The 25,554-nt window shown below is 72.7% G+C and carries 25 protein-coding genes; 12 read left to right on the plus strand and 13 right to left on the minus strand.

Annotation, left to right across the window (positions count from 1 at the left end; translation table 11 throughout):
- The coding region (locus tag ABD347_RS20890) for a GTP-binding protein (RefSeq protein ID WP_344363530.1) at window positions 1-373 on the plus strand (373 nt) is incomplete at its 5' end.
- A 128-nt stretch (window positions 374-501) separates the two neighbouring features.
- Window positions 502-1,242 carry an urease accessory protein UreD gene (locus ABD347_RS20895; RefSeq protein WP_344363531.1) on the plus strand — a complete coding sequence of 247 codons (741 nt, stop codon included), beginning with the start codon at window positions 502-504 and terminating at the stop codon, window positions 1,240-1,242.
- A gap of 33 nt (window positions 1,243-1,275) precedes the next feature.
- Here the strand turns inward: ABD347_RS20895 and ABD347_RS20900 are convergent, their stop codons facing one another.
- Window positions 1,276-1,569 (minus strand): DUF4190 domain-containing protein, encoded by a 294-nt coding sequence (locus tag ABD347_RS20900; RefSeq protein ID WP_344363532.1) that lies wholly within the window; start codon window positions 1,567-1,569, stop codon window positions 1,276-1,278.
- A gap of 159 nt (window positions 1,570-1,728) precedes the next feature.
- The gene (locus ABD347_RS20905) at window positions 1,729-2,442 is read right to left on the minus strand and encodes a lysophospholipid acyltransferase family protein (protein WP_344363533.1); all 714 of its coding nucleotides are present in this window, start codon (window positions 2,440-2,442) and stop codon (window positions 1,729-1,731) included.
- Window positions 2,443-2,600: 158 nt separating this feature from the next.
- On the opposite strand from ABD347_RS20905, the gene ABD347_RS20910 reads away from it, so the two are divergent.
- The 5 genes from ABD347_RS20910 (at window position 2,601) to ABD347_RS20930 (ending at window position 9,600) form a co-directional block, all read left to right on the plus strand.
- Window positions 2,601-3,017 (plus strand): VOC family protein, encoded by a 417-nt coding sequence (locus ABD347_RS20910; protein ID WP_344363534.1) that lies wholly within the window; start codon window positions 2,601-2,603, stop codon window positions 3,015-3,017.
- Between the two features lie 118 nt (window positions 3,018-3,135).
- Window positions 3,136-5,727 carry a class III lanthionine synthetase LanKC gene (gene lanKC, locus ABD347_RS20915; protein ID WP_344363772.1) on the plus strand — a complete coding sequence of 864 codons (2,592 nt, stop codon included), beginning with the start codon at window positions 3,136-3,138 and terminating at the stop codon, window positions 5,725-5,727.
- Complete coding sequence (locus ABD347_RS20920) at window positions 5,724-5,852, plus strand: SapB/AmfS family lanthipeptide (protein ID WP_073755677.1); 129 nt, start codon at window positions 5,724-5,726, stop codon at window positions 5,850-5,852. The genes lanKC and ABD347_RS20920 overlap by 4 nt, the downstream gene beginning before the upstream one ends.
- Window positions 5,853-6,277: 425 nt before the next feature.
- Window positions 6,278-7,903, plus strand: a complete 1,626-nt coding sequence (locus ABD347_RS20925; protein WP_344363535.1) for an ABC transporter ATP-binding protein — start codon at window positions 6,278-6,280, stop codon at window positions 7,901-7,903.
- A complete protein-coding gene (locus ABD347_RS20930; protein ID WP_344363537.1) occupies window positions 7,900-9,600 on the plus strand; it encodes an ATP-binding cassette domain-containing protein in 1,701 nt (566 codons plus the stop codon). The genes ABD347_RS20925 and ABD347_RS20930 overlap by 4 nt, the downstream gene beginning before the upstream one ends.
- Window positions 9,601-9,611: 11 nt before the next feature.
- Here the strand turns inward: ABD347_RS20930 and ABD347_RS20935 are convergent, their stop codons facing one another.
- Window positions 9,612-10,220: a response regulator transcription factor gene (locus ABD347_RS20935; protein WP_344363538.1), complete on the minus strand. Its 609-nt coding sequence runs from the start codon at window positions 10,218-10,220 to the stop codon at window positions 9,612-9,614.
- Window positions 10,221-10,507: 287 nt separating this feature from the next.
- Between ABD347_RS20935 and ABD347_RS20940 the strand changes: the two genes are divergently transcribed.
- The 3 genes from ABD347_RS20940 to ABD347_RS20950 all read left to right on the plus strand — a co-directional run bounded on the left by ABD347_RS20940 (window position 10,508) and on the right by ABD347_RS20950 (window position 12,971).
- Entirely contained in the window at window positions 10,508-10,978 is a 471-nt protein-coding gene (locus ABD347_RS20940) for a DUF6098 family protein (RefSeq protein ID WP_344363540.1), read from the plus strand.
- Window positions 10,979-11,126: 148 nt separating this feature from the next.
- Window positions 11,127-12,446, plus strand: a complete 1,320-nt coding sequence (locus tag ABD347_RS20945; protein WP_344363541.1) for an APC family permease — start codon at window positions 11,127-11,129, stop codon at window positions 12,444-12,446.
- A 126-nt stretch (window positions 12,447-12,572) separates the two neighbouring features.
- Entirely contained in the window at window positions 12,573-12,971 is a 399-nt protein-coding gene (locus ABD347_RS20950) for an SSI family serine proteinase inhibitor (protein WP_344363542.1), read from the plus strand.
- 21 nt (window positions 12,972-12,992) lie between these two features.
- On the opposite strand, the gene ABD347_RS20955 is transcribed toward ABD347_RS20950, so the two are convergent.
- The 5 genes from ABD347_RS20955 to ABD347_RS20975 all read right to left on the minus strand — a co-directional run bounded on the left by ABD347_RS20955 (window position 12,993) and on the right by ABD347_RS20975 (window position 17,455).
- Complete coding sequence (locus ABD347_RS20955) at window positions 12,993-13,151, minus strand: hypothetical protein (protein ID WP_344363544.1); 159 nt, start codon at window positions 13,149-13,151, stop codon at window positions 12,993-12,995.
- Window positions 13,152-13,210: 59 nt separating this feature from the next.
- Complete coding sequence (locus ABD347_RS20960; protein ID WP_344363546.1) at window positions 13,211-14,173, minus strand: cytochrome c oxidase assembly protein; 963 nt, start codon at window positions 14,171-14,173, stop codon at window positions 13,211-13,213.
- A 111-nt stretch (window positions 14,174-14,284) separates the two neighbouring features.
- Window positions 14,285-15,310 (minus strand): 6-phosphofructokinase, encoded by a 1,026-nt coding sequence (locus ABD347_RS20965; RefSeq protein ID WP_344363549.1) that lies wholly within the window; start codon window positions 15,308-15,310, stop codon window positions 14,285-14,287.
- A 157-nt stretch (window positions 15,311-15,467) separates the two neighbouring features.
- Window positions 15,468-16,196, minus strand: a complete 729-nt coding sequence (locus ABD347_RS20970) for a type 1 glutamine amidotransferase (protein WP_156695573.1) — start codon at window positions 16,194-16,196, stop codon at window positions 15,468-15,470.
- 20 nt (window positions 16,197-16,216) lie between these two features.
- Entirely contained in the window at window positions 16,217-17,455 is a 1,239-nt protein-coding gene (locus ABD347_RS20975) for a Mur ligase family protein (protein WP_344363553.1), read from the minus strand.
- A 115-nt stretch (window positions 17,456-17,570) separates the two neighbouring features.
- Between ABD347_RS20975 and def the strand changes: the two genes are divergently transcribed.
- The gene (gene def / locus ABD347_RS20980) at window positions 17,571-18,116 is read left to right on the plus strand and encodes a peptide deformylase (protein ID WP_344363555.1); all 546 of its coding nucleotides are present in this window, start codon (window positions 17,571-17,573) and stop codon (window positions 18,114-18,116) included.
- Between the two features lie 23 nt (window positions 18,117-18,139).
- Here the strand turns inward: def and ABD347_RS20985 are convergent, their stop codons facing one another.
- Window positions 18,140-18,793, minus strand: coding sequence for a TetR/AcrR family transcriptional regulator (locus ABD347_RS20985; protein ID WP_344363556.1), 654 nt, complete (start codon window positions 18,791-18,793; stop codon window positions 18,140-18,142).
- Window positions 18,794-18,928: 135 nt separating this feature from the next.
- On the opposite strand from ABD347_RS20985, the gene ABD347_RS20990 reads away from it, so the two are divergent.
- Window positions 18,929-20,155 carry an acyl-CoA dehydrogenase family protein gene (locus ABD347_RS20990; RefSeq protein WP_064067139.1) on the plus strand — a complete coding sequence of 409 codons (1,227 nt, stop codon included), beginning with the start codon at window positions 18,929-18,931 and terminating at the stop codon, window positions 20,153-20,155.
- A gap of 53 nt (window positions 20,156-20,208) precedes the next feature.
- On the opposite strand, the gene ABD347_RS20995 is transcribed toward ABD347_RS20990, so the two are convergent.
- From ABD347_RS20995 to ABD347_RS21010, 4 genes are read right to left on the minus strand one after another with little or no spacing between them, the layout of a single operon-like run.
- Window positions 20,209-21,129: a carbohydrate ABC transporter permease gene (locus ABD347_RS20995; protein WP_344363559.1), complete on the minus strand. Its 921-nt coding sequence runs from the start codon at window positions 21,127-21,129 to the stop codon at window positions 20,209-20,211.
- Window positions 21,126-22,457 (minus strand): carbohydrate ABC transporter permease, encoded by a 1,332-nt coding sequence (locus ABD347_RS21000; RefSeq protein ID WP_344363562.1) that lies wholly within the window; start codon window positions 22,455-22,457, stop codon window positions 21,126-21,128. The genes ABD347_RS20995 and ABD347_RS21000 overlap by 4 nt, the downstream gene beginning before the upstream one ends.
- A gap of 4 nt (window positions 22,458-22,461) precedes the next feature.
- Entirely contained in the window at window positions 22,462-23,787 is a 1,326-nt protein-coding gene (locus ABD347_RS21005) for an ABC transporter substrate-binding protein (protein ID WP_425575723.1), read from the minus strand.
- A complete protein-coding gene (locus ABD347_RS21010) occupies window positions 23,784-25,475 on the minus strand; it encodes a glycoside hydrolase family 13 protein (RefSeq protein ID WP_344363567.1) in 1,692 nt (563 codons plus the stop codon). The genes ABD347_RS21005 and ABD347_RS21010 overlap by 4 nt, the downstream gene beginning before the upstream one ends.
- Window positions 25,476-25,554 lie beyond the last annotated feature (79 nt).

Here is a 25,554-nt window from a genome sequence, read left to right on the forward strand (position 1 = left end):
AGCCGTCGAGGACCTCGAGGAGGCGGTCGGGCCGCTCGACCTCATCCTCGTCGAGTCCGGCGGCGACAGCCTCACCGCCACCTTCTCCAAAGGCCTCGTCGACGCCCAGATCTTCGTCATCGACGTGGCGGGCGGGGACGACATCCCGCGCAAGGGCGGCCCCGGCGTCACCACCGCCGACCTGCTCGTCATCAACAAGACCGACCTTGCCCCCCACGTCGGCTCCGACCTGGAACGGATGGCCCGCGACGCCAAGGAACAGCGCGGCGACCTGCCCGTCGCGTTCACCTCCCTCACCGGTGAACAAGGCGTCGGGCCGGTCGCCGGATGGGTACGCGCACAGCTCGCCGCCTGGGCCACCCGAACCGCATGAGCGGTACGAGTCGTATGAGTCCCGGGGGGCCGGGGAGTCCTGTGAGTCAGGCCGGTCCCGTGAGTCCCACGGGTCCCGTGAGTCCGCTGAACCCCGCCAGTCCCGTCAGTCGTGGTCGTACGCGGCCGGTGCACCACAGGGGCGTCCACGCCACCGCCCGGATCGTCGCCACTCCCGCGGGGCTGCCCGTGCTGGAGAGCGCCGGGCCGCTCGCCCTGCGCCGCACCCGGGCGACCGGCCCGTACACACGGGTCACCGTGGTCGGCGCGATGACCGCGCCGCTCGGCGGTGACCGGCTGGCCGTCGAGGCGGAGGTACGGGACGGGGCCCGGCTCACCGTCGACGCGGCGGCCGCCACGGTCGCCCTGCCGGGCCGGGACGCCGGCCACGCCCGCTACGACGTGCGCCTGACGGTCGGCGGGGAATCGGAGCTGCGCTGGCTCCCGGAGCAGCTGGTCTCCGCGCACGGCTCGGACCTCCGGATGCGGACGGTGGTCGACCTGGCCGCCACCGCCCGGCTGGTGCTGCGCGAGGAGCAGATCCTCGGCCGGCACGGCGAGGAGCCCGGCACCCTCGTCACGCGCCTCACCGTCCGGCGCGCCGGACGCCTGCTGCTGGACCAGGAACTCGCCTACGGCCCCGGGGCGCCCGGCGGCTGGGACGGGGGAGCGGTACTGGCGGGGCACCGTGCTGTCGGCCAGCTCCTCGTGGTGGACCCGGCGTACGACGAGAGGGCCGCCGAGCCCCGGCTCATCGGGGACTCCGCGGCCCTCACACCGCTGGCCGGGCCCGCCGTCCTGGTGACCGCGGTCGCCCCGGACGCGCTGCGGCTGCGGCGCGTCCTGGACGAGGCGCGGGCGGCCTTGTGACGGCGGGGGGCGGACCGCGACGGATGGTGTGCGTCAGCCGCCGACGTACCAGGTGAAGCCGCCGGACGACGCCGCGACGGCCAGCAGGATGGCGAAGATCACCAGGTCGACGATGCCGAGTGCGATCGCGGCCTTCGCCATGCCCGCCCCGCCCCGGCCGGCCTTGGCCTGCTTCAGAGCGACCGCGCCGAAGACGATGGCGAGCGGCCCGAGGATGATGTTGAAGAACAGCACGCCGACGATGCCGCAGACGAGCCCGGCGATGGCGAGACCGTTCGTACGGGACTGAGCCTGCCCGTGCGCACTGCTGGTGCCGTAACCGGCCATGACAACTCTCCCTGTTCGGGGTGGACTTGTGAAAGTCCGTGTTGCCCGTCGTGCCGGTCCCATGCCCTTCGTGTGAGAACTCCGTACGGTTCCCGCGTCCGTACGCCGGTGCGCCCGCGTGGCGGGTCCCGGTCGGCGGCCGTGCCGGGGCGCGCGGAGTCAGTGACGGAACCTCGGGAACTTCCGCTGTTCAGCGGCGTGTCCGGCCTCCTTCGCCTTGGCCGCGTAGTCGTCCACGTACTCCTGGCCGGACAGTGCGAGGATCCGGTACATGATCTCGTCGGTCACGGCGCGCAGGATCGTGCGGTCGTCCTCCATCCCCGCGTACCGGGAGAAGTCCAGCGGCTCGCCGAAACGGACCGTCACGCGTTTGATCTTCGGCACGACCTGTCCGGGCGGCTGGATCTCGAACGTGCCGACCATCGCGCACGGGATCACCGGAACGCCGGCCTTCAGGGCCATGACCGCGACCCCGACCTTGCCCTTGTACAGCCGCCCGTCGTGCGAGCGGGTGCCCTCCGGGTAGATCCCCAGCAGCTCGCCCTTCGCCAGCACCCCGAGACCCTCCCGGATCGCCGCCTGTCCGGCCTCCTTGCCCGACCGGTCCACCGGGATCTGCCCGGCGCTGCGGAAGAACGCGGCGGTCAGCCGGCCCTTGACGCCCGGGCCCGTGAAGTACTCCTGCTTCGCGAGGAAGGTGATGCGCCGCCTGAGGACGACGGGCATCAGGAAGTGGTCCGAGAAGGACAGGTGGTTGCCCGCGACGATCGCGGCGCCGTCCTCCGGGATGTGCTCCAGTCCCTCGGTCCTCGGCCGGAAAAGCAGCCGCAGCACCGGCCCGAGGAGGAGGTACTTGAGCAGGTAGTAGAACACTGGCTGGCTCCCTACTGCACCGGATCGGCTCGGCTCGGATCGGCTCTGTGCGTTTTATCAGGACACAAACCAGTTCGAGGGGGATCAGTGTAAGTGCGCGTGTCGTCACCGGGAACCACGCCCGTGATGGACGACCGGGATGCGGGCACAAGGGTGTCATGACTGTACCCAAGAGCAGCGTCCTGGTCCTGGACAGCGCCGAACCGGAGGCGCTGGCGGAGTTCTACGCCAAGTTCCTCGACGCCCGGACGCGACGCGGCATCGATCCCGACTTCATCGAAGTGGTCGGCCACCACGGCGTGTGGATGGCCGTACGGCGCGATCACGGCTACGCGCCGCCGAGTTGGCCCCGCCCGGACGAGTCCCAACAGGCGCACCTGCACATCCTGGTGGCCCAGGACGACATGGACGAGGCGGAGCGCGAGGCGGTCGGCCTCGGCGCGCGGCCGGTCGAGACCAGGTACAACTCCGGTCCACGGGACGTGCGGACGTACTCCGACCCGGCGGGCCACGCCTTCATCCTGGTCGCCCGGGAAGGCCGTTCTGAGACACAGGGGCCCCCCGAGTCCGGGTGAGCGGCAGGTTACTCATGCGTTCCGCATGGTCGGTTGCTGACGCTTGTGACTGTTCCCGCTCCCTCCCGAGGTGACAACGTCTTCCCCATCGTCACCGTCGTCGATGGAGGGAGCAGGGGTGATCAAGGGCTACGCCGCCTTCTGCGACGCCGACCGTCACTTCTACGACGCGCCGTACCGGCTGTCCGCCGAGGGCACCGGCCGCCGTGGCGCGCCGTACGAGGCGGCGCTCGCGCCGGTTCCCGAAGGCTGGCGCCGGCACCGCAGTGGTGACTGGCTGGCCCTCCGGCCCCTCGACCTCACGCTGCCGGCGCAGGGCTGGAAGATTCACGTCTCCGCGTGCCTGGACAACGCCGAAACGATTCTCTCCCGAGTGATGGAGTACTGCCTCCCCCGGGGTATCGCTTTCAAGTTCGTCCCGAGCCGCTACCTGCTGCACACCCGCAACGCCAAGTACGCCGACCGGGCCGCCAGCGGCAAGTTCATCACCGTCTACCCGGCGGACGACGAGCAGTGCCACCGGACCGCCGACGACTTGGCGGCGCTGCTCGCCGGGGAGCCCGGCCCGTACATCCTCAGCGACCTCCGCTGGGGCGAGGGACCGGTGTACATCCGGTACGGCAGCTTCACCCGGCGCCACTGCTACGGCGAGGACGGCGAGCTGTGCCCGGCCGTCGAGCACCCCGACGGGCGGCTCGTCCCCGACCTGCGGGGACCGGTCTTCCAGATACCCGACTGGGTCGAGCCCCCCGACTTCCTCCGGCCCCACCTCGACGCACGCGCCGCCGTGACGGTCACCGACATCCCGTACACCGTCGACAGCGCCCTGCACTTCTCCAACGGCGGGGGAGTGTACGTCGGTCACGACCGCCGCACCGGCGAGAAGGTCGTCCTGAAGGAGGGACGCCCCCACGCCGGCCTGGCCGCCGACGGCGCCGACGCGGTCACCCGGCTCCAACGCGAGCAGACCGCGCTGGAGCGGCTCGCCGGACTGCCGTACACCCCCGAGGTGAAGGGGACGTTCGTCCTCGGTGACCACCACTTCCTGGCGATGGAGTTCCTGGAGGGCAAACCCCTCAACACCTTCTTCGCCCGCAGGCACCCGCTGATCGAGGCCGACCCGACCCCCGAGTCGCTGGCCGAGTACACCGCATGGGCGCTGCGCATCCACCGCCTGGTGGAGGAGGCCGTCGACGCCGTGCACGCACGCGGAGTCGTCTTCAACGACCTGCACCTTTTCAACATCATGGTGTCCGAGGACGAGACGTCCGTGGCGCTCCTCGACTTCGAGGCCGCCGCCCACATCGACGAGGGACGCCGCCAGACCGTCGCCAACCCGGCGTTCGTCGCACCAGCCGACCGGCGCGGCTTCGCTGTCGACCGCTACGCCCTGGCCTGCCTGCGGATCGCCCTGTTCCTGCCGCTCACCAGCCTCTTCCCGCTGGACCCCGGCAAGGCCCGGCACCTCGCCGACATCGCGGCCGAGCAGTTCCCCGTGCCCCGCGGCTTCCTCGACGAGGCGGTCCGGGAGATCACCGGCGACCGGGCGGACGACGGCGCACCGTACCTGCCCGTCGAACCCGGTGACTGGCCGCGCAGCCGCGACTCCCTGGCGCGTGCCGTGCTCGCCTCCGCCACACCCGAACGCGAGGACCGGTTCTTCCCCGGCGACATCGCGCAATTCACCGCCGCCGGCGGCGGACTGACCTTCGGATACGGCACCGCCGGCGTCCTGTACGCTCTCGCCGGGACGGACGCCGGGCCCTGCCCGGAGGCCGAGGAGTGGCTGCTGCGCCGCACCAAGGAACCGGAGTCCGGCACCCCCGTCGGCTTCTACGACGGCCTCGCCGGTGTCGCCTGGACCCTGGACCGCCTCGGATACCCCGAACGGGCCCTGGAACTGGCCGAACTGACCCTCCAGCGGCCCTGGGAGGACATCGCCCCCGACCTGCACAGCGGCCTCGCGGGCGTGGGCCTGGCCCTGGACTCGCTCGGTATGCGGGACGCCGCCCTGCGCTGCGCCGACCTCGTCGCCCACGGCCTTCCCGGGATATCCCGGGCCGGGCTGCTGTACGGCGCGTCCGGCCCCGCGCTCCTCTTCCTCCGCCTGTACGAGCGCACCGGTGACACGGGTCTTCTGGACCTGGCCGGCGACGCGCTCCGGCGCGACCTGGCCCGCTGCGTCACCAGCGCGGGCGGCACCCTCCAGGTCGACGAGGGGTGGCGCACCATGCCGTACCTGGGCGCCGGGAGCGTCGGCATCGGGATGGTGCTCGACGACTACGCGGCCCACCGCGAGGACGCCGACTTCTCGCAGGCGCGGCGCGACATCGTCCGGGCCGCCCAGGCCACGTTCTACGCCCAGCCCGGGCTGTTCCGCGGCGCGGCCGGCATGGTGCTGTACCTCAGCCGCACCACCGCGCCCGGCCCGGGCACGGCCCCCTCCGACGTACGTCGCCAGATCGACGCCCTCGCCCGGCACGCCGTGCCGTACCAGGGTCATCTGGCCTTCCCTGGCGAGCAGATGATGCGGCTGTCCATGGACCTGGCCACGGGTACCGCCGGCTGCCTCCTCGCCCTCGGCAGTGCCGCGTCCGACGGACACGCGCACCTGCCGTTCCTCCCGCCGCTCCGGCGGCCCACGAGCCGGCTCCAGCCAGGGGCCGAGACAGAGCACACCGTCCCCATGAAGGAAAGGAATCAATCATGACGCTTCTCGACCTGCAGTCGATGGAGACCCCCAAGGAAGAGGCCACGGGTGACATCGCCACCGGCAGCCGCGCGAGCCTCCTGCTCTGCGGCGACAGCAGCCTGAGCGTTACCACCTGTAACTGACCCGCCCGGTCGCGCGGTGCCGAACGCGCGCGGCCGTACGGATCACCCGGTCCCGGGCGGCTCACCCCGCCCGGGACCGTCCCTGTCCCACCCCGAGGAGGACACCGCTCCCCATGACCTCCCCGCCCCCGCCGCCCCACCCGTCCCCCAGCACCCCCGGGCCTCGGAACCCCGCGCCCAGGGTGCCACCCCGTGCGGGCACCGCACCGGGGGACGGCCGCGCACCGGAGGGCGGCACCGCACCGGAAGACGGCGGCTCCTCCGGGACGGACGCCGGTCCTGGGACGGACGCCGGTCCTGGGACGGACGCCGGTCCTGGGAAGGACGCCGGTCCCGGGCCCGGGGAGCGCGGCACGGGCAGGGGCGTTCTGCGGGGGGCCGTGCGGCACAGTGCCGGGCGGGCCGCAGGAGTGGCCGTCTGCTCCGTGGGGGCCGCGCTGGCCGCCCTCGCCGAGCCGGCCGTGCTCGGCAGAAGCCTCGACCTGCTGCTCGCCGGGTCGGCCGAGGCGCCGCGATGGGTCGCGCTCTGCGCCGCGCTGATCGCGGTGGAGGTCGCCCTCGACGCGCTCGTCGCCCTGCTCACCGGCGCCACCAACGCCCGGTCCACCGCCTGGCTCCGCCACCGTGCCGTGGGCCACCTGCTCGCCACCTCCCCGCACCGGGCGGCGGCCCGCTTCGCCCCCGGAGACCTCGCCACCCGGCTGACCGCCAACGCCACCGAGGCCGGCACCGTCCCGGCGACCGCCGCGGGCGCGCTCGCCACCGTCCTCCCGCCCCTCGGCGGGCTGGTCGCGCTGCTCCTGATCGACCTGTGGACGGCCGCCGCGTTCCTGGCCGGCGTACCGCTGCTCGTCCTGCTGCTCAGGGCCTTCGCCCGTACTTCCTCCGGCGCCGTCTCCCGCTACCAGCGCGTGCAGTCCGGCATGGCGGACCGCCTCGTCGAGGCGCTGTCCGGCGCCCGCACGATCGCCGCCGCCGGCACCGCCGCGCGCGAGCAGCGGCGCGTCCTCGCCACGCTCCCCGAACTCGCCGCCGAGGGAAGGACGATGTGGCTCGTGTACGGCCGCGCCGTCGCCCGCAGCGGCGTGCTGATGCCCCTCCTGGTGACCGTCGTCCTCGCCGTCGGCGGCGTCCGGCTGGCCTCCGGCGCCCTGGGTGTCGGCGAACTGGTCGCGGCCTCGCGGTACGCCGCCCTCGCCGCCGGCGTCGGCTCGGTGGCCGCGGCCCTCGGCGGGCTGGTCCGCGGCCGGGCCGCGGCCCGTCGCACCGGTGAGCTCCTCGCCCTCCCCGTGGTCCCGCACGGCCGGGAGGCGCTGCCCGCCGGCGGCACGGGCGCGCTCGAACTGCGTGGCGTCACCGTCGTACGGGACGGGGCCGCCGTGCTCCACGGCGTCGACCTGCGGGTGCCCGGCGGGGCCACCGCCGCCGTGGTCGGCCGGTCGGGCGCGGGCAAGTCCCTGCTCGCCGCCGTCGCGGGCCGGCTCGTCGACCCCGACGAGGGGCTCGTCCTGCTCGACGGCGTACCCCTGGACCGCGTCGAGCCCGGGCAGCTGCGGCGGGAGGTCGGGTACGCCTTCAGCCGGCCCGCCCTCTTCGGGACGACGGTCGGCGCGTCCATCGCGTTCGGCGCCGACCCGGCGCCGGTCGACGCGGTGCGGTCCGCCGCCCGCGCGGCCGGCGCCGACGCCTTCGTCGTGCGGTTGCCCGACGGCTACGACACACCCCTCGCCGACGCTCCGCTCTCCGGCGGTGAGCTCCAACGCCTGGGCCTGGCCAGGGCGTTCGCCCACGCGGGACGGCTGCTGATCCTCGACGACGCCATGTCCGGACTGGACACCGTCACCCAGCGGCAGGTCGAGCGGGCGCTGGCCCACGACGTCCGTCCGGGCACCCGGCTGGTCGTCGCCCACCGCCTCTCCTCCGCGGTCAGGGCGGACCTCGTGGTGTGGCTGGAAGGCGGCCGGGTACGCGCCGTCGGGCCGCACCGGACGCTCTGGCGCGACCCGGCGTACCGGGCCGTCTTCGCCTCGGCGGGCGCGGAGGACGCATGACGGCGGGCCGCGTGTTTCCCGAGGGGCGGCGGTTCCTGCTGCGGCACAAGCGGGAGGCGCTCCGTCTCGCCGCCTGGTCCCTGCTGGAGTCCGCCCACACGTTCCTCGGCGGGTACGGTGTCGCCCGCGCCCTGGACGACGGCTTCCTCGCCGGGCGCACCGACATCGGCCTGCTGTGGCTGGCGGTGGCCGCGGCCGGGGCGCTCCTGGGCGGGCTCGCCGTACGCGGGGTGTTCACGGGGCTGGCGGGCCTCGTCGAACCGCTCCGTGACGGCCTGGTCCGCCGTGCCGTGGCGCACGCCGTCACGGCGGCGGTGGCGGATCCGGCGCGCGCGGAGAGCGCGGCCGGCGGCCCGGTCGTGTCCCGGCTCACCCATCAGACCGAGATCGCCCGCGACAGCTTCGCCGGGCTCGTCCTGACCGCCCGTTCCTTCGTGTTCACCGCCCTCGGGGCGCTGCTCGGGATGGCCTCCCTGGAACCCGCGCTCACGCTCGTCGTGCTGCCACCGCTCCTGCTCGGACTGGCGATGTTCCTCGCCACCCTCGCACCGATGGCCGCCGTGCAGCGCGCCTTCCTGGACGCGGACGAGGCGCTGTCGGGCCGGGTCGGGGCGGTCGGCGCCGGGCTGCGGGACGTACGGGCGTGCGGCGGTGAGCGCCATGTCGCCGCCGAGGTCGGACGGCTCGTCGACGCCGAGGCCCGGCTGGCCCGCCGCCTGGCCGGCTGGGCCGCCGTCCGCACGCTCGCCCTGGGCGCGGCGGGCCGGATGCCGGTCGTCGCGCTGCTGCTGGCCACTCCGTGGCTGCTGCGCGGCGGGGTCACCGCGGGCACCCTGCTCGGCGCCCTCACCTACCTCGTCCAGGCGCTGCTCCCGGCGCTCGACGCCCTGATGACCGCGCTCGGGGCGGCCGGCACCCGGCTGCTGGTGGTCCTGGAGCGCTTCACCGGCCCGCCGGCGGACCTCCCGGCACCCCGGCCACCGGTGCGACGCCGACCCGCACCGCCCGGCCACGCCCCGCCGGCCGCCGAGCTGCGGGACGTCACCTTCGCCTACGGTCCCGGGGCGCGCCCGGTGCTCAACGGCCTCGACCTCGTCGTCGGGCCGGGGGAGCACCTCGCCGTAGTGGGCCCGAGCGGCATAGGCAAGTCCACCCTGACCGCCCTCCTCGCCGGGCTCCTCGCCCCGGCCGGCGGCACGGTCACGGTGTCCGGCCCGCCCGCCCTCCTGCCCCAGCAGGCGTACGTCTTCACCGGCACCGTCGAGGACAACCTCCGCTACCTCCACCCCGGTGCCACGCCCGAACAGGTGCGGCGGGCGGTGGACGCCCTCGGGCTCACACCCCTCGTCCGGCGGCTGGGCGGCCTCGACGCGGTGATCGACCCGGGCCTGCTGTCGCAGGGCGAGCGGCAGCGGCTGGCGCTGGGCCGCGCCTATCTGTCACCCGCCCCGCTCCTCCTGCTGGACGAGGCGACGTGTCACCTCGACCCCGACACGGAGGAAGACGCCGAGCGCGCACTCGCCGCCCGGCCCGGCGCCCTCGTGGTCGTCGCCCACCGCATCTCGTCCGCCATGCGGGCGGACCGGGTCCTGGTGCTGGACGGGGACCGCGCCCAGTGCGCCCCGCATGACGAACTGCTCACGCGTTCCGGGCTCTACCGGGACCTCGTCGGGCTGTGGCAGCCCGACGCGGCCTGACCTCACGACCCCTACACCCAGCCGGCGCCCTGCGATATCCGGATCGCGTCGATCCGGTTGCGCGCACCCACCTTCCGGGTGGCCGACGCCATGTAGTTGCGCACCGTCCCGTTCGACAGGTGCAGGCCCCGGGCTATCTCCGCGATCGACTCGCCCTCCGCCGCCCGGGCCAGCACACTCAGCTCCCGTGCCGTCAACGGCATCCGGGACGCCTCCAGAAAACCGAAGGCGAGCGACTCGTCCACGAACCGCTCGCCCTCCGCGACCTTGCGGATACCCCGCACCAGCCGGTGCGGGGAACCGTGCTTGTCCACATATCCCAGCGCCCGCGCCTCGAACGCCCGGCGCAACGCCCCCGGCCGGCCCGCCGATGCCAGCACCAGCAGTGCCGTGCGGGCCCCCAACAGCTCCCGGTCCGTATCCGCCCCGCCGTCCAGCAGCGCGGCCGCGCCCGGACAGTCGAGGTCCACCACGCACACGTCCGGCCGTAACGACCCGACGTGTCTGTTGGCGGAGCGCCAGCCGGCCGAGACCACGTCGAACGCCCCCTCCGATTTCAGCAGCGCCACCAGCGCCGACCTCAGCAAACTGACGCTGTGCAAGACAAGCACCTTCGTCATGTGCCATCCCCTCCCTGTCGTCAGCACGGCTGATCACGCCGAGCTTCCGTATGGTCACCCATGCGGCTTCCCCGGGCGGCGAGGCTGGAACATTTCCCCGAGGTACGCGCGGGGCGCGCGTTCCTTATGTGCAAGCGCCCCCTGCGCCACCCTGCGCGCAGGTGTGCGCCCCCTCGCCGCCCTGCCCCGCGCCGCTGTCGCGTGGCGGTCGCGTGGTGGGAACGGGCGCGTCGCCGGAAAATGGCTGGGTATGCGGTGGTCCTCCGTACGACGAGGAGGGTGGACCCATGACGTACACGACCGACCGGCCCCTGGCCTCCCAGGGGGAGACCGAGCTGCCCACCGTGCGCTCCCTCCGGGAACTCGGCGAGCTCGTGGAACGCCAGGGCCCGCTCTACGTCCGCTGGTCCCGGGGCCCGGCACACGACCTGGACGCCACCCGGAGCGTCGACGAGCTCACCGGGATCCCCATGCCCGGCCTGTCGGCGAACCCGCTCCAGGTGGAGACGTGGTGGGGCGACCGTTCCCTCCGGCTGTGGGTCGCGCGCCGCCTGTACGACTACTGCCACCTGCGCCGTGACCGGGACGGCGACGTACGCCCCTGGACACTGCGCGGACGCGAGGTCGGCCGTGGCCCGGACAACGAACCGCTGGTGTGCGACATCGAACCCGTCAGCTGGATCGACCTGGCCGTCATCGAGGAGGCGGAGGCCGAGGTCGCCCGTCAGCGCCGCCCCTGGGGCCCCATGCGCCGCTGACCGCCCCCGCGCCGCCCCGGCCGCCCCGGAGGAACCACCCCTCCGGTGAGCCGCCCGGTGACTACGATGACCACGACCAGTGACGGACCCACCACCAGTGGGACCAAGGTCCCGCCTGCCGCCCGGCATCCGGGGCAGACGAGCCCTCATGTCGACAGCGAACGATCAGCCGCTCAAGCGCGCACTCACCACACCTCTGCTCTACTTCTTCATCCTCGGCGATGTCCTCGGCGCCGGTGTGTACGTTCTGATCGGCCAGGTCGCCGCCGACGCCGGGGGCGCCGTCTGGGTGCCCCTCGCCGCCGCCCTCGCGCTGGCCCTCCTCACGGCGGCCTCCTACGCGGAACTCGCCACCAAATACCCCCGTGCCGGTGGCGCCTCCCACTACGCCACCCGCGCCTACGGGCCCTTCGCCGGGTTCCTCGCGGGCTTCTGCATGCTCGCCGCCGGGATCGTGTCGGTCGGCGCGCTCGCCCGGGGCTTCGCCGGTGACTACCTGACGGCCTTCGTCACCCTCCCCGTCGCTCTGGTCGCGGTGGTGTTCCTGGCGGCCCTCGCCCTGCTCAACGCCCGTGGAATCCGGGAGTCCACCCGTGCCAACGTGGTGGCCACGGTCATCGAACTGGGCGGCCTGGCGATCATCGTCGTGCTGGGCGCCTGGCTGCTGCTGCGGGGCGACGGCGACCCCGGCCGGCTCACCCGGCTCGGCACCCCGGAGCACGGCGCGGCCGCCGCCGTGCTGAGCGGCGCGGTCCTGGCGTACTACTCCTTCGTGGGCTTCGAGACGTCGGTCAACGTCGCCGAGGAGACCCGCGACCCCCGGCGGTCCTACCCGCGCGCCCTCTTCGGCGCCCTCGCCACGGCCGGCGTGGTGTACGTGCTGGTCGGACTGGCCGCCTCCGCCGCCGTGCCGACCAGCACGCTCGCCGCCTCCAGTGGGCCGCTGCTGGAGGTGGTGAAGGCGGCGGGCGGCGTACCGGTGTGGCTGTTCAGCGCGATCGCGCTGGTCGCCGTCGCCAACGGCGCCCTGCTGACCGGCATCATGTCCTCCCGGCTCGCCTACGGCATGGCCCGGGACGGACTGCTGCCCGTCGCCCTGACGAAGGTGCTGCCGGGGCGGCGCACCCCGTGGGCCGCGATCGCGGTCACGACCGCCCTGTCGATGCTGCTGGCCCTCACCGGCAGCGTCGCCACCCTCGCCTCCACGCTGGTGCTGCTGCTCCTGGTGGTGTTCTTCATGGTCAATACCGCCGTGCTCGTCCTGCGCCGGGACCCCGGCGTCCCCGGACACTTCCGGGCGCCGACCGTGCTCCCGGTGCTCGGCGCCGCCTCCTGCGTCCTGCTCGCCACCCGGATCGAGCCGGCGGTCTGGCTGCGCGGGCTGATCCTGCTGGGCGTCGGTCTGGTCCTCGCCGCCGTGGCCGCCGCCCGGCGCGGCGAGGAGCCGGCGTCCGTCCGCGACCGGTGACGTGTGGGCCGTCCGCGGTACCGCGCGGCGCGGCGACTTGGCAGCCGCCCCCGGACGGAGGTGCCCTGGCCCTGCGTGTGCCCGCACCTGGGCGTGTGCCCGCAACCGGAGCCCCGGGAGTACCAGATGTCCCTCCGCGCCACCGCCGCAGCAGCCGTCCTCCTCGCGCTCGCCGCGGCCGTCCCCGTCCACGCCGACACCCACGATCCCGACGTCGAGGGGACGGGAGGGCTCTTCCTCACCGTCTCGGGCGGCGACGAGAGCTGGATCAGGGGTGTCCGCCTGCGCTGCTCGCCCCGGCCCAGCGGCCCCCACCCCGACGCCGAGGGCGCCTGCGCTGCCCTGGACACGGCGCGCGGGAACCTCGACCGGCTCCCGGGAGACCAGCACCCGTGCACCAAGAGGTTCGACCCGGTCACCGCGCGTGCCGCCGGCGAGTGGCGAGGCCTCCGGGTCGACTGGCGCAAGACGTACCCGAACGCGTGCGTTCTGGACACCGCGACGGGGCCGCTCTTCCGTTTCTGAGGCGCCGCCCGGCGGCCCGGATCACATGTCCCGGGTCGCCGCCATCCCGATCGTCACCAGCCCGAGCACCACCCAGCCGAACCACAGCCAGCCGTTGCTGCCGAGCGCCACCGTGTACGCCGTCACCACCACCAGCGCCCCGATGGTGAGCCCGCTCATCGTCTTCGTGGAACCGGACATCTGCGCGTCCTCCTCATGGCGGCCGTACCGCCATGGTCTCCCCGGAGGGGGCGTCGGCGCTACTGTCCGCGCGCCTGCAGTGAGGCGAGGTAGGCGTTGTACGCCTCCAGCTCCTTGTCCCCGTCCCGGTCGGCCGCCCTGTCCTCGCGGACGGCCTGGCGCTGCTCGGACCGGTACCACTGGTACACCAGCGCGATCAGCACCAGCACGGACGGGATCTCGCTGAACGCCCAGGCGATGCCGCCCGCCGCGTTCTGGTCGGCGAGGGCGTCGATACCGAGCGAGGCCGGCGGGTTCGCGTACGCCTTGACCATCGGCTCCGTCGCCATCATCAGCGCGATGCCGAAGAAGGCGTGGAAAGGCATGCCCGCGAACAGCTCCAGCATCCGCATCACATAACCGGGCCGGTGCGGACCCGGGTCCACGCCCATGATCGGCCAGAAGAAGACCAGGCCGACCGCGAGGAAGTGCACCATCATCGCGATGTGCCCCGGCCGGGAGCTCATCAGGAAGTCGAACAGCGGCGTGAAGTACAGGGCGTACAGGCTCGCGATGAACAGCGGGATCGTGAACACCGGATGCGTGATGATCCGCATGTAGCGGCTGTGCAGCAGGGCCAGCAGCAGCTCACGCGGCCCCTTGGAGCCCCGCCGTGAGGCGACCGGCAGCGCGCGCAGCGCCAGCGTCACCGGCGCGCCGAGCAGCAGCAGGATCGGCGAGAGCATGCTGATGACCATGTGCTGGACCATGTGCACGCTAAACATGACCATGCCGTAGTCGTTCAGCCTGGTGCACATCACCAGCGCGACGCTCAGCACGCCGACCGTGAAGAAGACGGTCCGGCCGGCCGGCCAGGCGTCGCCGCGCCGACGCAGCCGCGCCACCCCCCACCCGTACAGGCCGAGGGCCACCAGGCAGCCGACGAGGAAGAAGGCGTCCGGCGAGAACTCGAGCGCCCGTCCCAGGGTGAACGGCGGCAGATCCATGGGCATGTCATGCGTACCGTGCCCGCTGTGATCCATCCGCCGGCTCCTGACTCGTTTCGTCTGGGTTGTCCGCTTGCGGGGTCCAGACTAGAACCGCCCCCGGTCGCGGCTGTGACCGGGGGCGGGTGGTTCGGTGCGGAACGGTGCTCAGAGCACGGTCTCGGCCTCGTCGTACCGCTCCGACGGCACGGTCTTCAGCGTCTCCACCGCCTGGGCGAGCGGCACCATCACGATGTCCGTGCCGCGCAGCGCGGTCAGCATGCCGAATTCGCCCCGGTGCGCGGCCTCCACCGCGTGCCAGCCGAACCGCGTCGCCAGGACCCGGTCGTACGCCGTCGGCGTCCCGCCCCGCTGGACGTGCCCGAGGATCACCGCGCGGGCCTCCTTGCCGAGCCGGTGCTCGAGCTCGCCGGCCAGCTGCTGGGCCACGCCGGCGAACCGCTCGTGCCCGTAGATGTCCTTGCCGCCCTCGTTGAAGTCCATCGTGCCCGCGCGCGGCTTGGCGCCCTCCGCCACCACGACGATCGCGAACTTCTTGCCCGCCTCGAACCGTGCCCCGACCCGGGCGGTCAGCTCGTCGATGTCGAAGGGCCGCTCGGGCACGACGATCGCGTGCGCGCCGGCGGCCATGCCGGAGTGCAGCGCGATCCAGCCGGTGTGGCGGCCCATGACCTCGACGATCAGCACACGCTGGTGTGACTCCGCGGTCGTCTTCAGCCGGTCGAGCGCCTCGGTGGCGACCCCGACGGCGGTGTCGAACCCGAAGGTGACGTCGGTCGACGCGATGTCGTTGTCGATGGTCTTCGGTACGCCGACGATCGGCAGCCCCGCCTGGGAGAGGAGGTTGGCCGCCTTGAGGGTGCCCTCGCCCCCGATCGGGATGATCGCGTCGAGGCCGAGGTCGGCGACGTGGCCCTTGGCGCGCTCGACACCGTCGACGAGGTGCGCCGGCTGGACACGGGAAGAGCCGAGGATCGTGCCGCCGCGGGCCAGGATGCCGGAGACCGCGTCCAGGTCGAGCCCGCGGTAGTCGCACTCCAGGAGGCCCTTCCAACCGTCGTGGAAGCCGATGACCTCGTCGCCGTGGTCGACGACGGCACGGTGCACGACGGAACGGATGACGGCGTTCAGACCGGGGCAGTCGCCGCCGGAGGTGAGCACACCAATGCGCATAGCCCGAGATACCTTTGCAACGTGGGCCGACTCCCGGACCACGTCGTCCGGTTGGATCCCCGCCACCCTACCGGCGTTGGGTGACGGGGCCGAAACGAGCGTCCGACTACTGGACGGTAGTCGTACGAACCGACAAAACCTCTGGTCCGACGGCCCGTCAGGCGGGCTGCGAGGCCGCCGCGATCCGCTCCGTGCGGAGCGCCTCGTACCACCGGTCGTCGGTCGGCGGCAGCGCGTTCACATCCAGGGCCAGCTTCAGCAGCAGGTCCGCGATCTGCGGATTGCGCGCCATGACCGGTCCGTGCATGTACGTCCCGAAAACGGTGTCGTTGTACGCGCCCTCCGTGCCGTCCCCGGTGCCGTTGCCGTTGCCGAACACCGTCCGGGCGAACGGCCGGGCCGTCGGACCGAGGTGGGTGACGCCCTGGTGGTTCTCGAAGCCGGTCAGCTGGGGCAGGCCCAGGCGCGGATCGATGTCGGCCAGTACGTCACCGACGCAGCGGGCGCCCTCGCCGCGCGTCGAGATCACGTCGATCAGGCCGAGACCCGGCTCCCGCTCCCCGAGGTCGTTGATGAACTCGTGGCCCAGGATCTGGTAGCCGGCGCACACCGAGAAGATGATGGCGCCGTTCTCGGCCGCGCGGTTCAGACCGCCGTCGCGGCGCAGCCGCTCGGCCGCCAGCCGCTGCGGCCGGTCCTCGCCGCCGCCGATCAGGTAGATGTCGCCGGAGGTCGGGATCGGCTGGTCGCTGCGCACGTCCACCCGCTGCACGTCCAGGCCGCGCTGGCGGGCGCGCCGCTCCACCACGAGGGCGTTGCCCTGGTCTCCGTACGTACTGAGCAGGTCCGGGTAGACCCACACGAGACGCAGACTGCTGTCGCTCATGCTCATGTCCTTTGCGGGGGTCAGTTGCCGACGCGGCGGCGGACGTCCTGGAACGCGGTGTAGTTGGCGATCAGCTCGATCCGCCCGGGCGGGGAGAGCTGTACCGCCTCGTCGACCGTCTCGCACACCCGGAAGTCCAGGCCCGCGACTTCGAGCCGGACCGCGAGGTCCAGCCGCCGGTCGCCGATCACCACGATCGGGTGCCCGGCCAGCCGGGTGTAGTCGACGTCCCAGAGCCAGGACGTGTCGGTGCCGTCCGCGCCACGGGCGTTGACGGACAGGATGACCGGTGTCGGCGGCGGGTCGATGAGCGAGAACGTCTCGAGCCAGCCCGCCGGGTTCTTCGCCAGCAGCAGCCGCAGGTCGCGGCCCTGGAAGGAGACCACGTCGTACCGGCCCGCGACCGCCTGCACCTGGTACATGCGCTCCAGCGCCACCTGCGGCGGTACGCCGAACACGGCCGCGACGGCGGCGGAGGTGGCGGCGTTCGCCCTGTTGGCGCGGCCCGGCAGCTGGAGGTGGATCGGCCAGGCGGAACCGTGCGGGTCCAGGACGTGGTCACCACTGAGCGCCCAGCTGGGGGCGGGGCGGCGGAAGCCGCACTCGCCGCAGAACCAGTCGTCGCCGGGGCGCTGCATCACACCGCCGCAGGCGGGACAGGACCAGGCGTCGTCCTTCCACTCCTGACCGGCCGCCACCCAGACGACGTTGGGGGAGGACGACGCGGCCCAGACGACGAGCGGGTCGTCGGCGTTGGCGATGACGACCGCCTTCGAGCCGGACAGCCCCTCGCGCCACTTCTCCGCGAGCATCCGCGTCTCGGCGGCGCGGTCGAGCTGGTCGCGGGAGAGGTTGAGCAGCGCGATCGCCTTCGGCGTCACGTCGCGCGCGACGCCGGCGAGGTACTTCTCGTCCACCTCGATCACGCCGTACTTCGCGTCCGAGCCGCCGGCGAGGGCGGACGTGATGCCCGCGGGCATGTTCGCGCCGAGTGCGTTCGAGACGACCGGGCCGCTGGCCCGCAGTGCCTCGGCGATCAGCCGGGTGGTGGTGGTCTTGCCGTTGGTCGCCGACACCAGGACGACGTCCAGGTGCTGCGCCAGCCGCCCGAGCAGTTCGGGGTCCAGCTTGAGCGCGACCCGGCCGCCGATCACCGATCCGCTGCCGCGTCCCGCGGCGCGTGACACCGCCGCTGCGGCCTTTCCTGCCGTCACGGCCAGCTTGGCGCGCGGCGACAGCGGCTCCGTGTTGCCTGCCATCGTCCTTGTTCCTCCTAGCGTGGGTCCGGGCTCAGCCTATCGAGATCCGGCCGGACGCCCGAACCGCGCCACCTGCTGAAACCCTCGGGGCTGACGGGAACGTACGCTGGACGCCATGCGAAACCGGCCGATCCCCGGCAGTTCCGGCCATGTACGAGCCATGACCCTGCTCGGCGACCCGGTGCTGCACACCCCCTGTGAGCCCGTCACCGACTTCGGTCCGTCCCTGTCCCGGCTCATCGAGGACATGTTCGCGACGATGTACGCGGCCCAGGGCGTCGGCCTCGCGGCGAACCAGATCGGTGTGGCCTCGCGGGTCTTCGTCTACGACTGTCCCGACGACGAGGACGTCCGCCACCTCGGCCACATCGTCAACCCGCGCCTGGTGGAAGCGGACGGCGTGACGGTCCGCGGTCCGGAGGGCTGCCTGTCCCTGCCGGGCGTCGAGGCGGGCACGGAACGCTTCGACCGTGCGGTGGTCGAGGGCGTCGACCGGTTCGGCACACCGGTGCGCGTCGAGGGCACGGGGTTCTTCGCGCGCTGCCTCCAGCACGAGTGCGACCACGTGGAGGGCACGGTCTACACGGACCGCCTCACCGGCTGGCGCCGCACCCGCGCCCTGCGCGCGGCGCACCGCGCCTCCCGGGCCCGGGCTCGCTGACGGCAAGCCCTCGCCAGGCGGCGTCAGAACCCGGGGCCGTCCACCTTGTCGTCGACCCGCTCCAGGTGGCCCCAGAGCAGGTCCGCCAGACCCTGCACCAACTCCTCGCGGGGACAGGGGCGTTCACCGAGCCACCAGTCACCGGCGGCGTGCATCATCCCGACGATGCCGTGGCCCCACACCCGGGCCAGCACCTCGCTGTTCGGGCCCAGGTCGACCCGCTCGGCGATCACCCGGGCGAGCTCCTCGCCCATGCGGCGCAGTACGGGCGCGGAGTGGCGCCCCGTGTCGAAGCCCTGCTCCGGCTGCTGACCGCCACCCGTCTCCTCCGAGGGGTGCATCAGGAACCGGTACACCTGCGGGCGGGCCTCGATGGCGGTCAGGTATGTGTCGAGCGTCGCCTCCACCCGCCGGCGCCGGTCGGCGGGGGCGTCGAGCGCCCCCTGGAGGGCGGCCAGCAGGGCGTCCGTGTGGCGTTTGGCGAGCGCCCGGTACAGGCCGCCCTTGTCGCCGAAGTGCCGGTAGAGGATCGGCTTGGTGATGCCGGCCTCCGCCGCGATGGCGTTCATCGACGCCTGTGGCCCGTCGCGGAGGACCACGCGGTCGGCGGCCTCGAGCAGCTCGCGTCGCCGCTGGTCGGCCGACCGCTGCTGCTCGTTCCGATGGGTGGTCTCCATAGCGTGTCTCCCCGCCCGTGCGATGTCCTCAAAGACCCGCGCAACGTAACACCCACCGCGCGGACGCTGTCGGTTGACAGCGGCTACTTACCGGTAACAGACTGCTGTTACCGCAAGTAACAGCCGGGAGGGAACATGGCCGAGTTCACCTTTGAACTCAATGACGACCAGAAGCAGGTCCGTGACTGGCTGCACGGCTTCGCCAAGGACGTGATCCGACCGGCCGCCTCCGAGTGGGACGAGCGCGAGGAGACCCCCTGGCCCATCATCCAGGAAGCCGCCAAGGTCGGCATCTACTCCCTCGACTTCTATGCCCAGCAGTTCTTCGACCCCACCGGTCTCGGTATCCCGATGACCATGGAGGAGCTGTTCTGGGGCGACGCGGGCATAGCCCTGTCCATCGTCGGCACGGGTCTGGCGGCCGTCGGCGTCCTCGCCAACGGCACCGAGGAGCAGATCGGCACGTGGATCCCGCAGATGTACGGCGATCCCGGCGACGTCAAGGTCGCGGCGTTCTGCTCATCCGAGCCCGACGCCGGCTCGGACGTCGCCGCCATGCGCACCCGCGCGGTCTACGACCAGGCCAAGGACGAGTGGGTCCTCAACGGCACCAAGACCTGGGCGACCAACGGCGGCATCGCCAACGTCCATGTCGTCGTCGCGGTCGTCGACCCGGAGCTGGGCTCCAAGGGCCACGCCTCGTTCATCGTCCCGCCCGGCACCCCCGGCCTCTCCCAGGGCCAGAAGTTCAAGAAGCACGGCATCCGCGCCTCCCACACCGCCGAGGTCGTCCTCGAGGACGTCCGCGTCCCCGGCTCCTGCCTGCTCGGCGGCAAGGAGAAGCTCGACGAGCGCCTCGCGCGCGCCCGGGAGAAGGCCAGGGCGGGCGGCGAACGTGTGAAGAACGCTGCCATGGCGACCTTCGAGGCGTCCCGCCCGGCCGTCGGCGCCATGGCCGTGGGCACCGCCCGTGCCGCGTACGAGGTGGCCCTGGACTACGCCAGGACCCGCGTCCAGTTCGGCCGGCCCATCATCGACAACCAGGGCGTGGCCTTCCAGCTGGCGGACATGCGCACCCAGATCGACGCCGCCCGGCTTCTCGTCTGGCGCGCCTCCTGGATGGCGACCGCCGGGAAACCCTTCACCTCCGCCGAGGGCTCGATGTCCAAGCTCTACGCCAGCGAGGTCGCCAAGAAGGTCACGGCCCAGGCCGTCCAGATCCTCGGCGGCAACGGCTTCACCCGCGAGTACCCGGTGGAGCGGATGCACCGGGACAGCGCGATCTACACCATCTTCGAAGGCACCAGCGAGGTCCAGCGCCTGGTCATCGCCCGCACCCTGTCGGGGATGCCGATCCGCTGAGCCGGCGGCGGGGCGCCTCCCCCGTGAGAGGCGCCCCGCCCGAATCCGTGACCTCACTTCACCGAGCCGGCCATCACGCCCTGGACGAAGTGCCGCTGGAAGGCGAAGAACACCACCACCGGCACGATCAGGGAGAGGAACGCACCCGGTGCCAGAACGTCGATGTTGCTGCCGAACTGCCGCACCTGCGACTGGAGTTCCACCGTCAGGGGCTGTGAGGAGCTGTCGGCGAACAGCAGCGCCACCAGCATGTCGTTCCACACCCAGAGGAACTGGAAGATCGCCAGGCTCGCGATCGCGGGCCGCCCCACCGGCAGCACCAGCCGCGTGAAGATGCGCCACTCGCCGCCGCCGTCCATGCGCGCCGCCTCCAGCATCTCGCGCGGGATGTCGGCGAAGTAGTTGCGCAGCAGGAAGACGGCGAACGGCAGCCCGTAGGCGACGTGGAACAGCACCACGCCCGGGATCGTGCCGAACAGGCCCAGCTGCCCGAAGAGCTTGGCGACCGGCAGCAGGCCCACCTGCACCGGCACCACCAGCAGCGCCACCACTCCCAGGAAGATCCAGTCCCGGCCGGGGAACTCCAGCCAGGCGAAGGCGTACCCGGCGAGCGCGGCGACGACCACGACGAGCACGGTCGTGGGCACCGAGATCAGCACCGTGTTCCAGAACGCCCGGGTGATCCCCGCGTTGCCCAGCAGCGCCGTGTAGTTGTCGAGGGACAACTGGCCGGGGCGCGCCAGCGCGGTCCACCAGCCGCTCGCCGCGTTGTCGTTGGCCGAGCGCAGCGAGGACAGCAGCAGTCCGGCCACCGGGGTGATCCAGACGAGACCGACCACCGTGAGGAACGCCTGGACCAGGCCGTTGCCCAGCGAGCGGCGGATCCGGCCGCCCGGTGGCCGGGCGGGCGCGCGCGGGGCGGGCGGGGGCGGAGCGGACGGTTGCGGCGAAGGTGCGGTGACGGTCGCGCTCATGGCTGGCTCCTGCGGAAGCGGCGGACGTTGAACACCATGGCGGGGATCACCAGCAGCAGGAGCAGCACACCGAGCGCACTGCCCAGCCCCTGGTTGTTGCCGCCGCCGAAGGAGACGAGCCACATCTGCGTGGCGAGGACCGTGGCGTCCTCCTGCACCGGCCCCGGCGCGATGATGTAGATCAGGTCGAAGACCTTCATCACGTTGATCACCAGCGTCACGAAGACGACCGTCAGCACCGGCGCCAGCAGCGGGACGGTGATCCGGCGGAACACCTGCCATTCGCTCGCCCCGTCCATCCGGGCCGCCTCCAGCGCGTCACGCGGCAGGGAGGACAGCCCGGCGCCGATGAGCACCATGGCGAAGCCGGTCCAGATCCACAGGTAGGCGCCGATGATGGCCGGAGTGACGAGCGCCGGACCGAGCCAGGAGACGCCCTCGTAGGGGGGCGCGAAGTTCGAGGCGGGCAGCCGTACCGTGTACGAGCCGGCCGTGAGCTCCGCGAAGCGGTACGAGCCGTCCGCGGCCGTCGTCGCGGTGGCGACCGTCCGCCCGTCCCGTACGGCCTCCACCGTCAGCCCCGGCAGGCCGCGTTCGGCCGCGTCGATCGCGCCCGGCCGCCCCCCGCCGCCGGGTGTGAAGTCCAGGTAGACGGCGCCGCGCACCTCGTCCGGGCCGGCCTTCGCCGACGACGCGGGCCTCGCCTCCGCGGGCACGTCCCTGGGCGGCAGCCCCACCAGTCCCAGGTTCACGGTCCGGCCCGGCGCGACGGCCTCGGCCGTTCCGTACGACCCGTCCGGGGCCCTGCGCAGGCCCTGGTCCTCCCGGGGCCGGGCGCTCGGGTACGAGGACGTGCCGTTGAAGGCGTCGTGCACACCGACGACCGCCGCGTTGAGCACGCCCTTGTCGGGGTCCTCCTCGTAGGCGAGCCGGAAGATGATGCCCGCCGCCAGGAAGGAGACGGCCATCGGCATGAACAGCAGCAGCTTGAACGCGGTGGCCCAGCGGACCTTCTCCACCAGCACGGCGAGGATCAGCCCGAGGCCGGTGAGGAGGGTGGGGGCCACGACCACCCAGATGGCGCTGTTGCGGATGGCGGTCAGGGTGGCGGGGTCGCGGAACATCTCCGCGTAGTTCCCCCCGCCGACGAACCGGGTCCCGGCGGCGTCGAAGAAGCTGCGGCCGACCGAGAACAGGACCGGGTAGACGACCAGCGCGCCGAGGAGCAGCAGCGTCGGCAGGACGAAGGCCACGGCGATGGTCCGCCGGCGGCGCTGGGCGCGCCGCCGGGGACTCGCGGCCCCCACGGGAGTGGTGAGGGTGGTCATGCCGTCAGCCCTTGTACGCCTTGGCCGCCGCGGCTTCGAGCGCCGCCGCGGTGGCCGCCGGGTCCGACGGGTCGCGCAGGAAGTCCTGGAGCAGCTTCCACTCGCCCACGCCCTTGGTCCCGCCGAACGAGGCCGGTGCCTGGTCCGACATGTCGAAGCGCACCGAGTTCCCGGCGTCGATCAGCGACTTGGCCGTCTCGCGCACCGTGTCGTCGCCGTACGAGGAGAGGTCGAGCTTCTTGTTGGGGGAGAGGAACCCGCCCGCCTCCGCCCACACGGCGGCCGCCTCGGGGGTCGCCAGGTAGTCCAGGAAGGCATCGGCGGCCTTCTGGTTCTTGCCGTCCTTGAGGACGACGGCCGCGTCGCCGCCGCTGACCACCGGCGCCTTGCCGCCCTCGACGGCGGGGAAGGGGAAGAAGCGGGCGTCCTCGCCGATCTTCTTCCCGAACTGGTCCTTGGCTATCCCGGCGACGAAGTCGCCCTCGTACACCATCGCGGCCTCGGGGTCGGGGCCGAAGACCTTCTCCACGGAGCCCGGGAAGTCGGTGCCCAGCGCGCCCTTCCGGCTGCCCGCGATCAGCTTCTTGTCGGAGAACAGCTCGCCGAGGGTGGTCAGGGCCTTCACCACGGTGGGGTCGGTCCACTTGATCTCGTGCCTGGCGAGCTGGTCGTACTTCCCGGGCCCCGCCTGGGAGAGGTAGATGTTCTCGAACCAGTCGGTGAGCGTCCAGCCGTCCTCACCGGCGACCGCGAAGGCCGGCAGGCCGGAGTCGGAGACGGCCTGCCCGCTCGCCAGCATCTCCTCGTACGTCTTCGGCGGCTCGACCCCGGCCTGCTCGAACGCCTCCGGGCTGTACCAGACGGTCGACTTGTGGGCGGCCTTGAAGTACAGGCCGTACAGCGTGCCGCCGACCGATCCGTACGTCGTCCAGACGGGGGAGAAGTTGGCGCGGACGGTGTTCACGGTCTTCTCGGGGAGGGGCTTGAGCCAGCCCTGCTTCGCGAACTGCTGGAGCACGCCCACCTGGGGGACCATCACCACGTCCGGGGCGTTGCCGCCCTCGATCTTGCTGCCGACGACCGTGGAGACGTTGTCACCGGTCGACGTGAACCGGGTCGTGGCGCCGGTCTTCTCGGTGAAGGCGTCCAGGACCTTCTGGAAGTTCTTCTGCTCGGCGCCGGACCACACACCGGCCACGTTGAGGGCCTGGCCGCTGAGCTCCTTGTCCCCGCCCCCCGCGCTCACCGGGCCGCCGCCGCACGCGGTCGCTGCCAGCGCCACGGTCAGCGCCGAACAGCACGCCATCGCCATCCGTCGTCGCGTCATCATCGTGATACCTCCGAGGTGGTGTGGTCACCGGTCCACCAGGCGGCGGTGGATCCGGGCAGTACGCCGGCCGGGCAAGGGCCGCTGGACAGCAGGGGTGCGCCGAGGACCGGTGCGGGCACCGGGTCGGCGGTGAAGTTGACGGCGCAGATGAGGCCTTCGCCGCGCTCGAACGCCAGGACGCCGGGCGGCGCCTGGAGCCAGCGCAGACTGCCCTCACCCAACTGCGGCAGCCCGTGCCGGAGTTGAAGACCGTCGCGGTACAGGTGCCAGAACGAGCGCGTGTCGGCGAGAGCCCGGTCGGTGGCGTGGTCGGCGAACCAGCCGGGCTGCGGCAGCCACGGCTTGGCGCTCTCGGCGCCGGTGCTGAACCCGAACGGCGAGGCGTGCCCCGACCACGGCAGCGGCACGCGGCAGCCGTCACGGATCCGGGCCCGGCTGCCGGTGCGCCGGAAGATCGGGTCGGTGAGCACCTCGTCGGGCAGGTCCACCACCTCCGGCAGGCCCAGCTCCTCGCCCTGGTAGATGTACGCGGCACCCGGCAGCGCCAGCATCAGCAGCGCCGCGGCCCGCGCCCGGGCGGCGCCCAGCCCGCTGCCCCCGGTGCCCGACTCGCCGTACCGGGTCACCGTGCGCACCTGGTCGTGGTTGTTGAGCACCCATGTGACGGTGGAACCCGTACCGGCGATGTCCCGGATGGCCTCGCCGATGACCGTGCGGAAGGCGCCGGCGTCCCAGGGGGCGCTCAGCAGGTCGAAGAAGAACGCCTGGTGCAGCTCGTCGGGGCGGACGTACTTGGCGTGCTCGCGGGCGGTCGGTACGGAGACCTCACCGACGAGCAGCCGGTCCCGGCCGTCGCGCGCCGTGTACTGCTCGCACACCGCGCGCCAGTGGCGCCACACCTCGTGGACCTCGGGCCGGTTCCAGGCGAGCGGGTTGACCGAGTCGCGGGTGCGGGCGTCGGCCTCGGGGTCGGGGGAGTCCGGCAGGTCGGGGTGCTTGAACAGGCCGGCGGCCACGTCGATGCGGAAGCCGTCCACCCCCCGGTCCAGCCAGAAGCGCAGGACGTGGTCGAAGTGGGCGGCCACCTCGGGGTTGCGCCAGTTCAGGTCCGGCTGCTCGGGCGTGAACATGTGCAGGTACCACTGGCCGGGTGTGCCGTCCCGCTCGGTGACCCGGCTCCAGGCGGGGCCGCCGAACATGGCGTGCCAGTTGTTGGGCGGCACGTCCCCGCCCGGGCCGCGGCCCTCGGCGAAGTGGAAGCGGGCGCGGGCCTCGCTGCCCGGGGCGGAGGCGAGCGCCTCGCGGAACCAGGCGTGCTCGCTGGAGCAGTGGTTGGGGACGATGTCCAGCAGCACCTTGACGCCGAGGCGGTGCGCGTCGGCCACCAGCCGGCCGAACTCGTCGAGGTCGCCGAAGACGGGGTCCACATCGCAGTAGTCGGCGACGTCGTACCCGTGGTCGGCCTGCGGTGACGGGTAGAAGGGGCTCAGCCAGATTCCGTCGACGCCCAGCTTCTTGAGGTACGGGAGTCCGGCGCGGACCCCGGCGAGGTCACCGATGCCGTCACCGGTGCTGTCCAGGAAGCTTCGGACGTACACCTGATAGATCACCGCGTCGCGCCACCAGGGGTGGGCGGACCGGTGCGTGAGGTGCTGCGAGAGGCCGTCATCGGCCGGAGCTGTGAGCATCACCCGTTGACCTGTTTCTTCGTGAAGGGGTGCGCGCCATCCAGAGCGGTTAGCGGTTATGCATACATGTTAGGTAGGC

The organism is Streptomyces gobitricini, from assembly GCF_039532985.1.
In the GTDB taxonomy this organism is placed as follows: Bacteria; Actinomycetota; Actinomycetes; order Streptomycetales; family Streptomycetaceae; genus Streptomyces; species Streptomyces gobitricini.

What these genes read in the sequence shown, in the direction of transcription:
- ABD347_RS20900 (WP_344363532.1), bottom strand. Translation starts at nt 1,569, where the DNA reads ATGGCCGGTTACGGCACCAGCAGTGCGCACGGGCAGGCTCAGTCCCGT.
- ABD347_RS20910 (WP_344363534.1), top strand. Translation starts at nt 2,601, where the DNA reads ATGACTGTACCCAAGAGCAGCGTCCTGGTCCTGGACAGCGCCGAACCG.
- ABD347_RS20920 (WP_073755677.1), top strand. Translation starts at nt 5,724, where the DNA reads ATGACGCTTCTCGACCTGCAGTCGATGGAGACCCCCAAGGAAGAGGCC.
- ABD347_RS20930 (WP_344363537.1), top strand. Translation starts at nt 7,900, where the DNA reads ATGACGGCGGGCCGCGTGTTTCCCGAGGGGCGGCGGTTCCTGCTGCGG.
- ABD347_RS20935 (WP_344363538.1), bottom strand. Translation starts at nt 10,220, where the DNA reads ATGACGAAGGTGCTTGTCTTGCACAGCGTCAGTTTGCTGAGGTCGGCG.
- ABD347_RS20940 (WP_344363540.1), top strand. Translation starts at nt 10,508, where the DNA reads ATGACGTACACGACCGACCGGCCCCTGGCCTCCCAGGGGGAGACCGAG.
- ABD347_RS20945 (WP_344363541.1), top strand. Translation starts at nt 11,127, where the DNA reads ATGTCGACAGCGAACGATCAGCCGCTCAAGCGCGCACTCACCACACCT.
- ABD347_RS20950 (WP_344363542.1), top strand. Translation starts at nt 12,573, where the DNA reads ATGTCCCTCCGCGCCACCGCCGCAGCAGCCGTCCTCCTCGCGCTCGCC.
- ABD347_RS20955 (WP_344363544.1), bottom strand. Translation starts at nt 13,151, where the DNA reads ATGTCCGGTTCCACGAAGACGATGAGCGGGCTCACCATCGGGGCGCTG.
- ABD347_RS20960 (WP_344363546.1), bottom strand. Translation starts at nt 14,173, where the DNA reads ATGGATCACAGCGGGCACGGTACGCATGACATGCCCATGGATCTGCCG.
- ABD347_RS20965 (WP_344363549.1), bottom strand. Translation starts at nt 15,310, where the DNA reads ATGCGCATTGGTGTGCTCACCTCCGGCGGCGACTGCCCCGGTCTGAAC.
- ABD347_RS20970 (WP_156695573.1), bottom strand. Translation starts at nt 16,196, where the DNA reads ATGAGCGACAGCAGTCTGCGTCTCGTGTGGGTCTACCCGGACCTGCTC.
- ABD347_RS20975 (WP_344363553.1), bottom strand. Translation starts at nt 17,455, where the DNA reads ATGGCAGGCAACACGGAGCCGCTGTCGCCGCGCGCCAAGCTGGCCGTG.
- def (WP_344363555.1), top strand. Translation starts at nt 17,571, where the DNA reads ATGCGAAACCGGCCGATCCCCGGCAGTTCCGGCCATGTACGAGCCATG.
- ABD347_RS20985 (WP_344363556.1), bottom strand. Translation starts at nt 18,793, where the DNA reads ATGGAGACCACCCATCGGAACGAGCAGCAGCGGTCGGCCGACCAGCGG.
- ABD347_RS20990 (WP_064067139.1), top strand. Translation starts at nt 18,929, where the DNA reads ATGGCCGAGTTCACCTTTGAACTCAATGACGACCAGAAGCAGGTCCGT.
- ABD347_RS20995 (WP_344363559.1), bottom strand. Translation starts at nt 21,129, where the DNA reads ATGAGCGCGACCGTCACCGCACCTTCGCCGCAACCGTCCGCTCCGCCC.
- ABD347_RS21000 (WP_344363562.1), bottom strand. Translation starts at nt 22,457, where the DNA reads ATGACCACCCTCACCACTCCCGTGGGGGCCGCGAGTCCCCGGCGGCGC.
- ABD347_RS21005 (WP_425575723.1), bottom strand. Translation starts at nt 23,787, where the DNA reads ATGATGACGCGACGACGGATGGCGATGGCGTGCTGTTCGGCGCTGACC.
- ABD347_RS21010 (WP_344363567.1), bottom strand. Translation starts at nt 25,475, where the DNA reads ATGCTCACAGCTCCGGCCGATGACGGCCTCTCGCAGCACCTCACGCAC.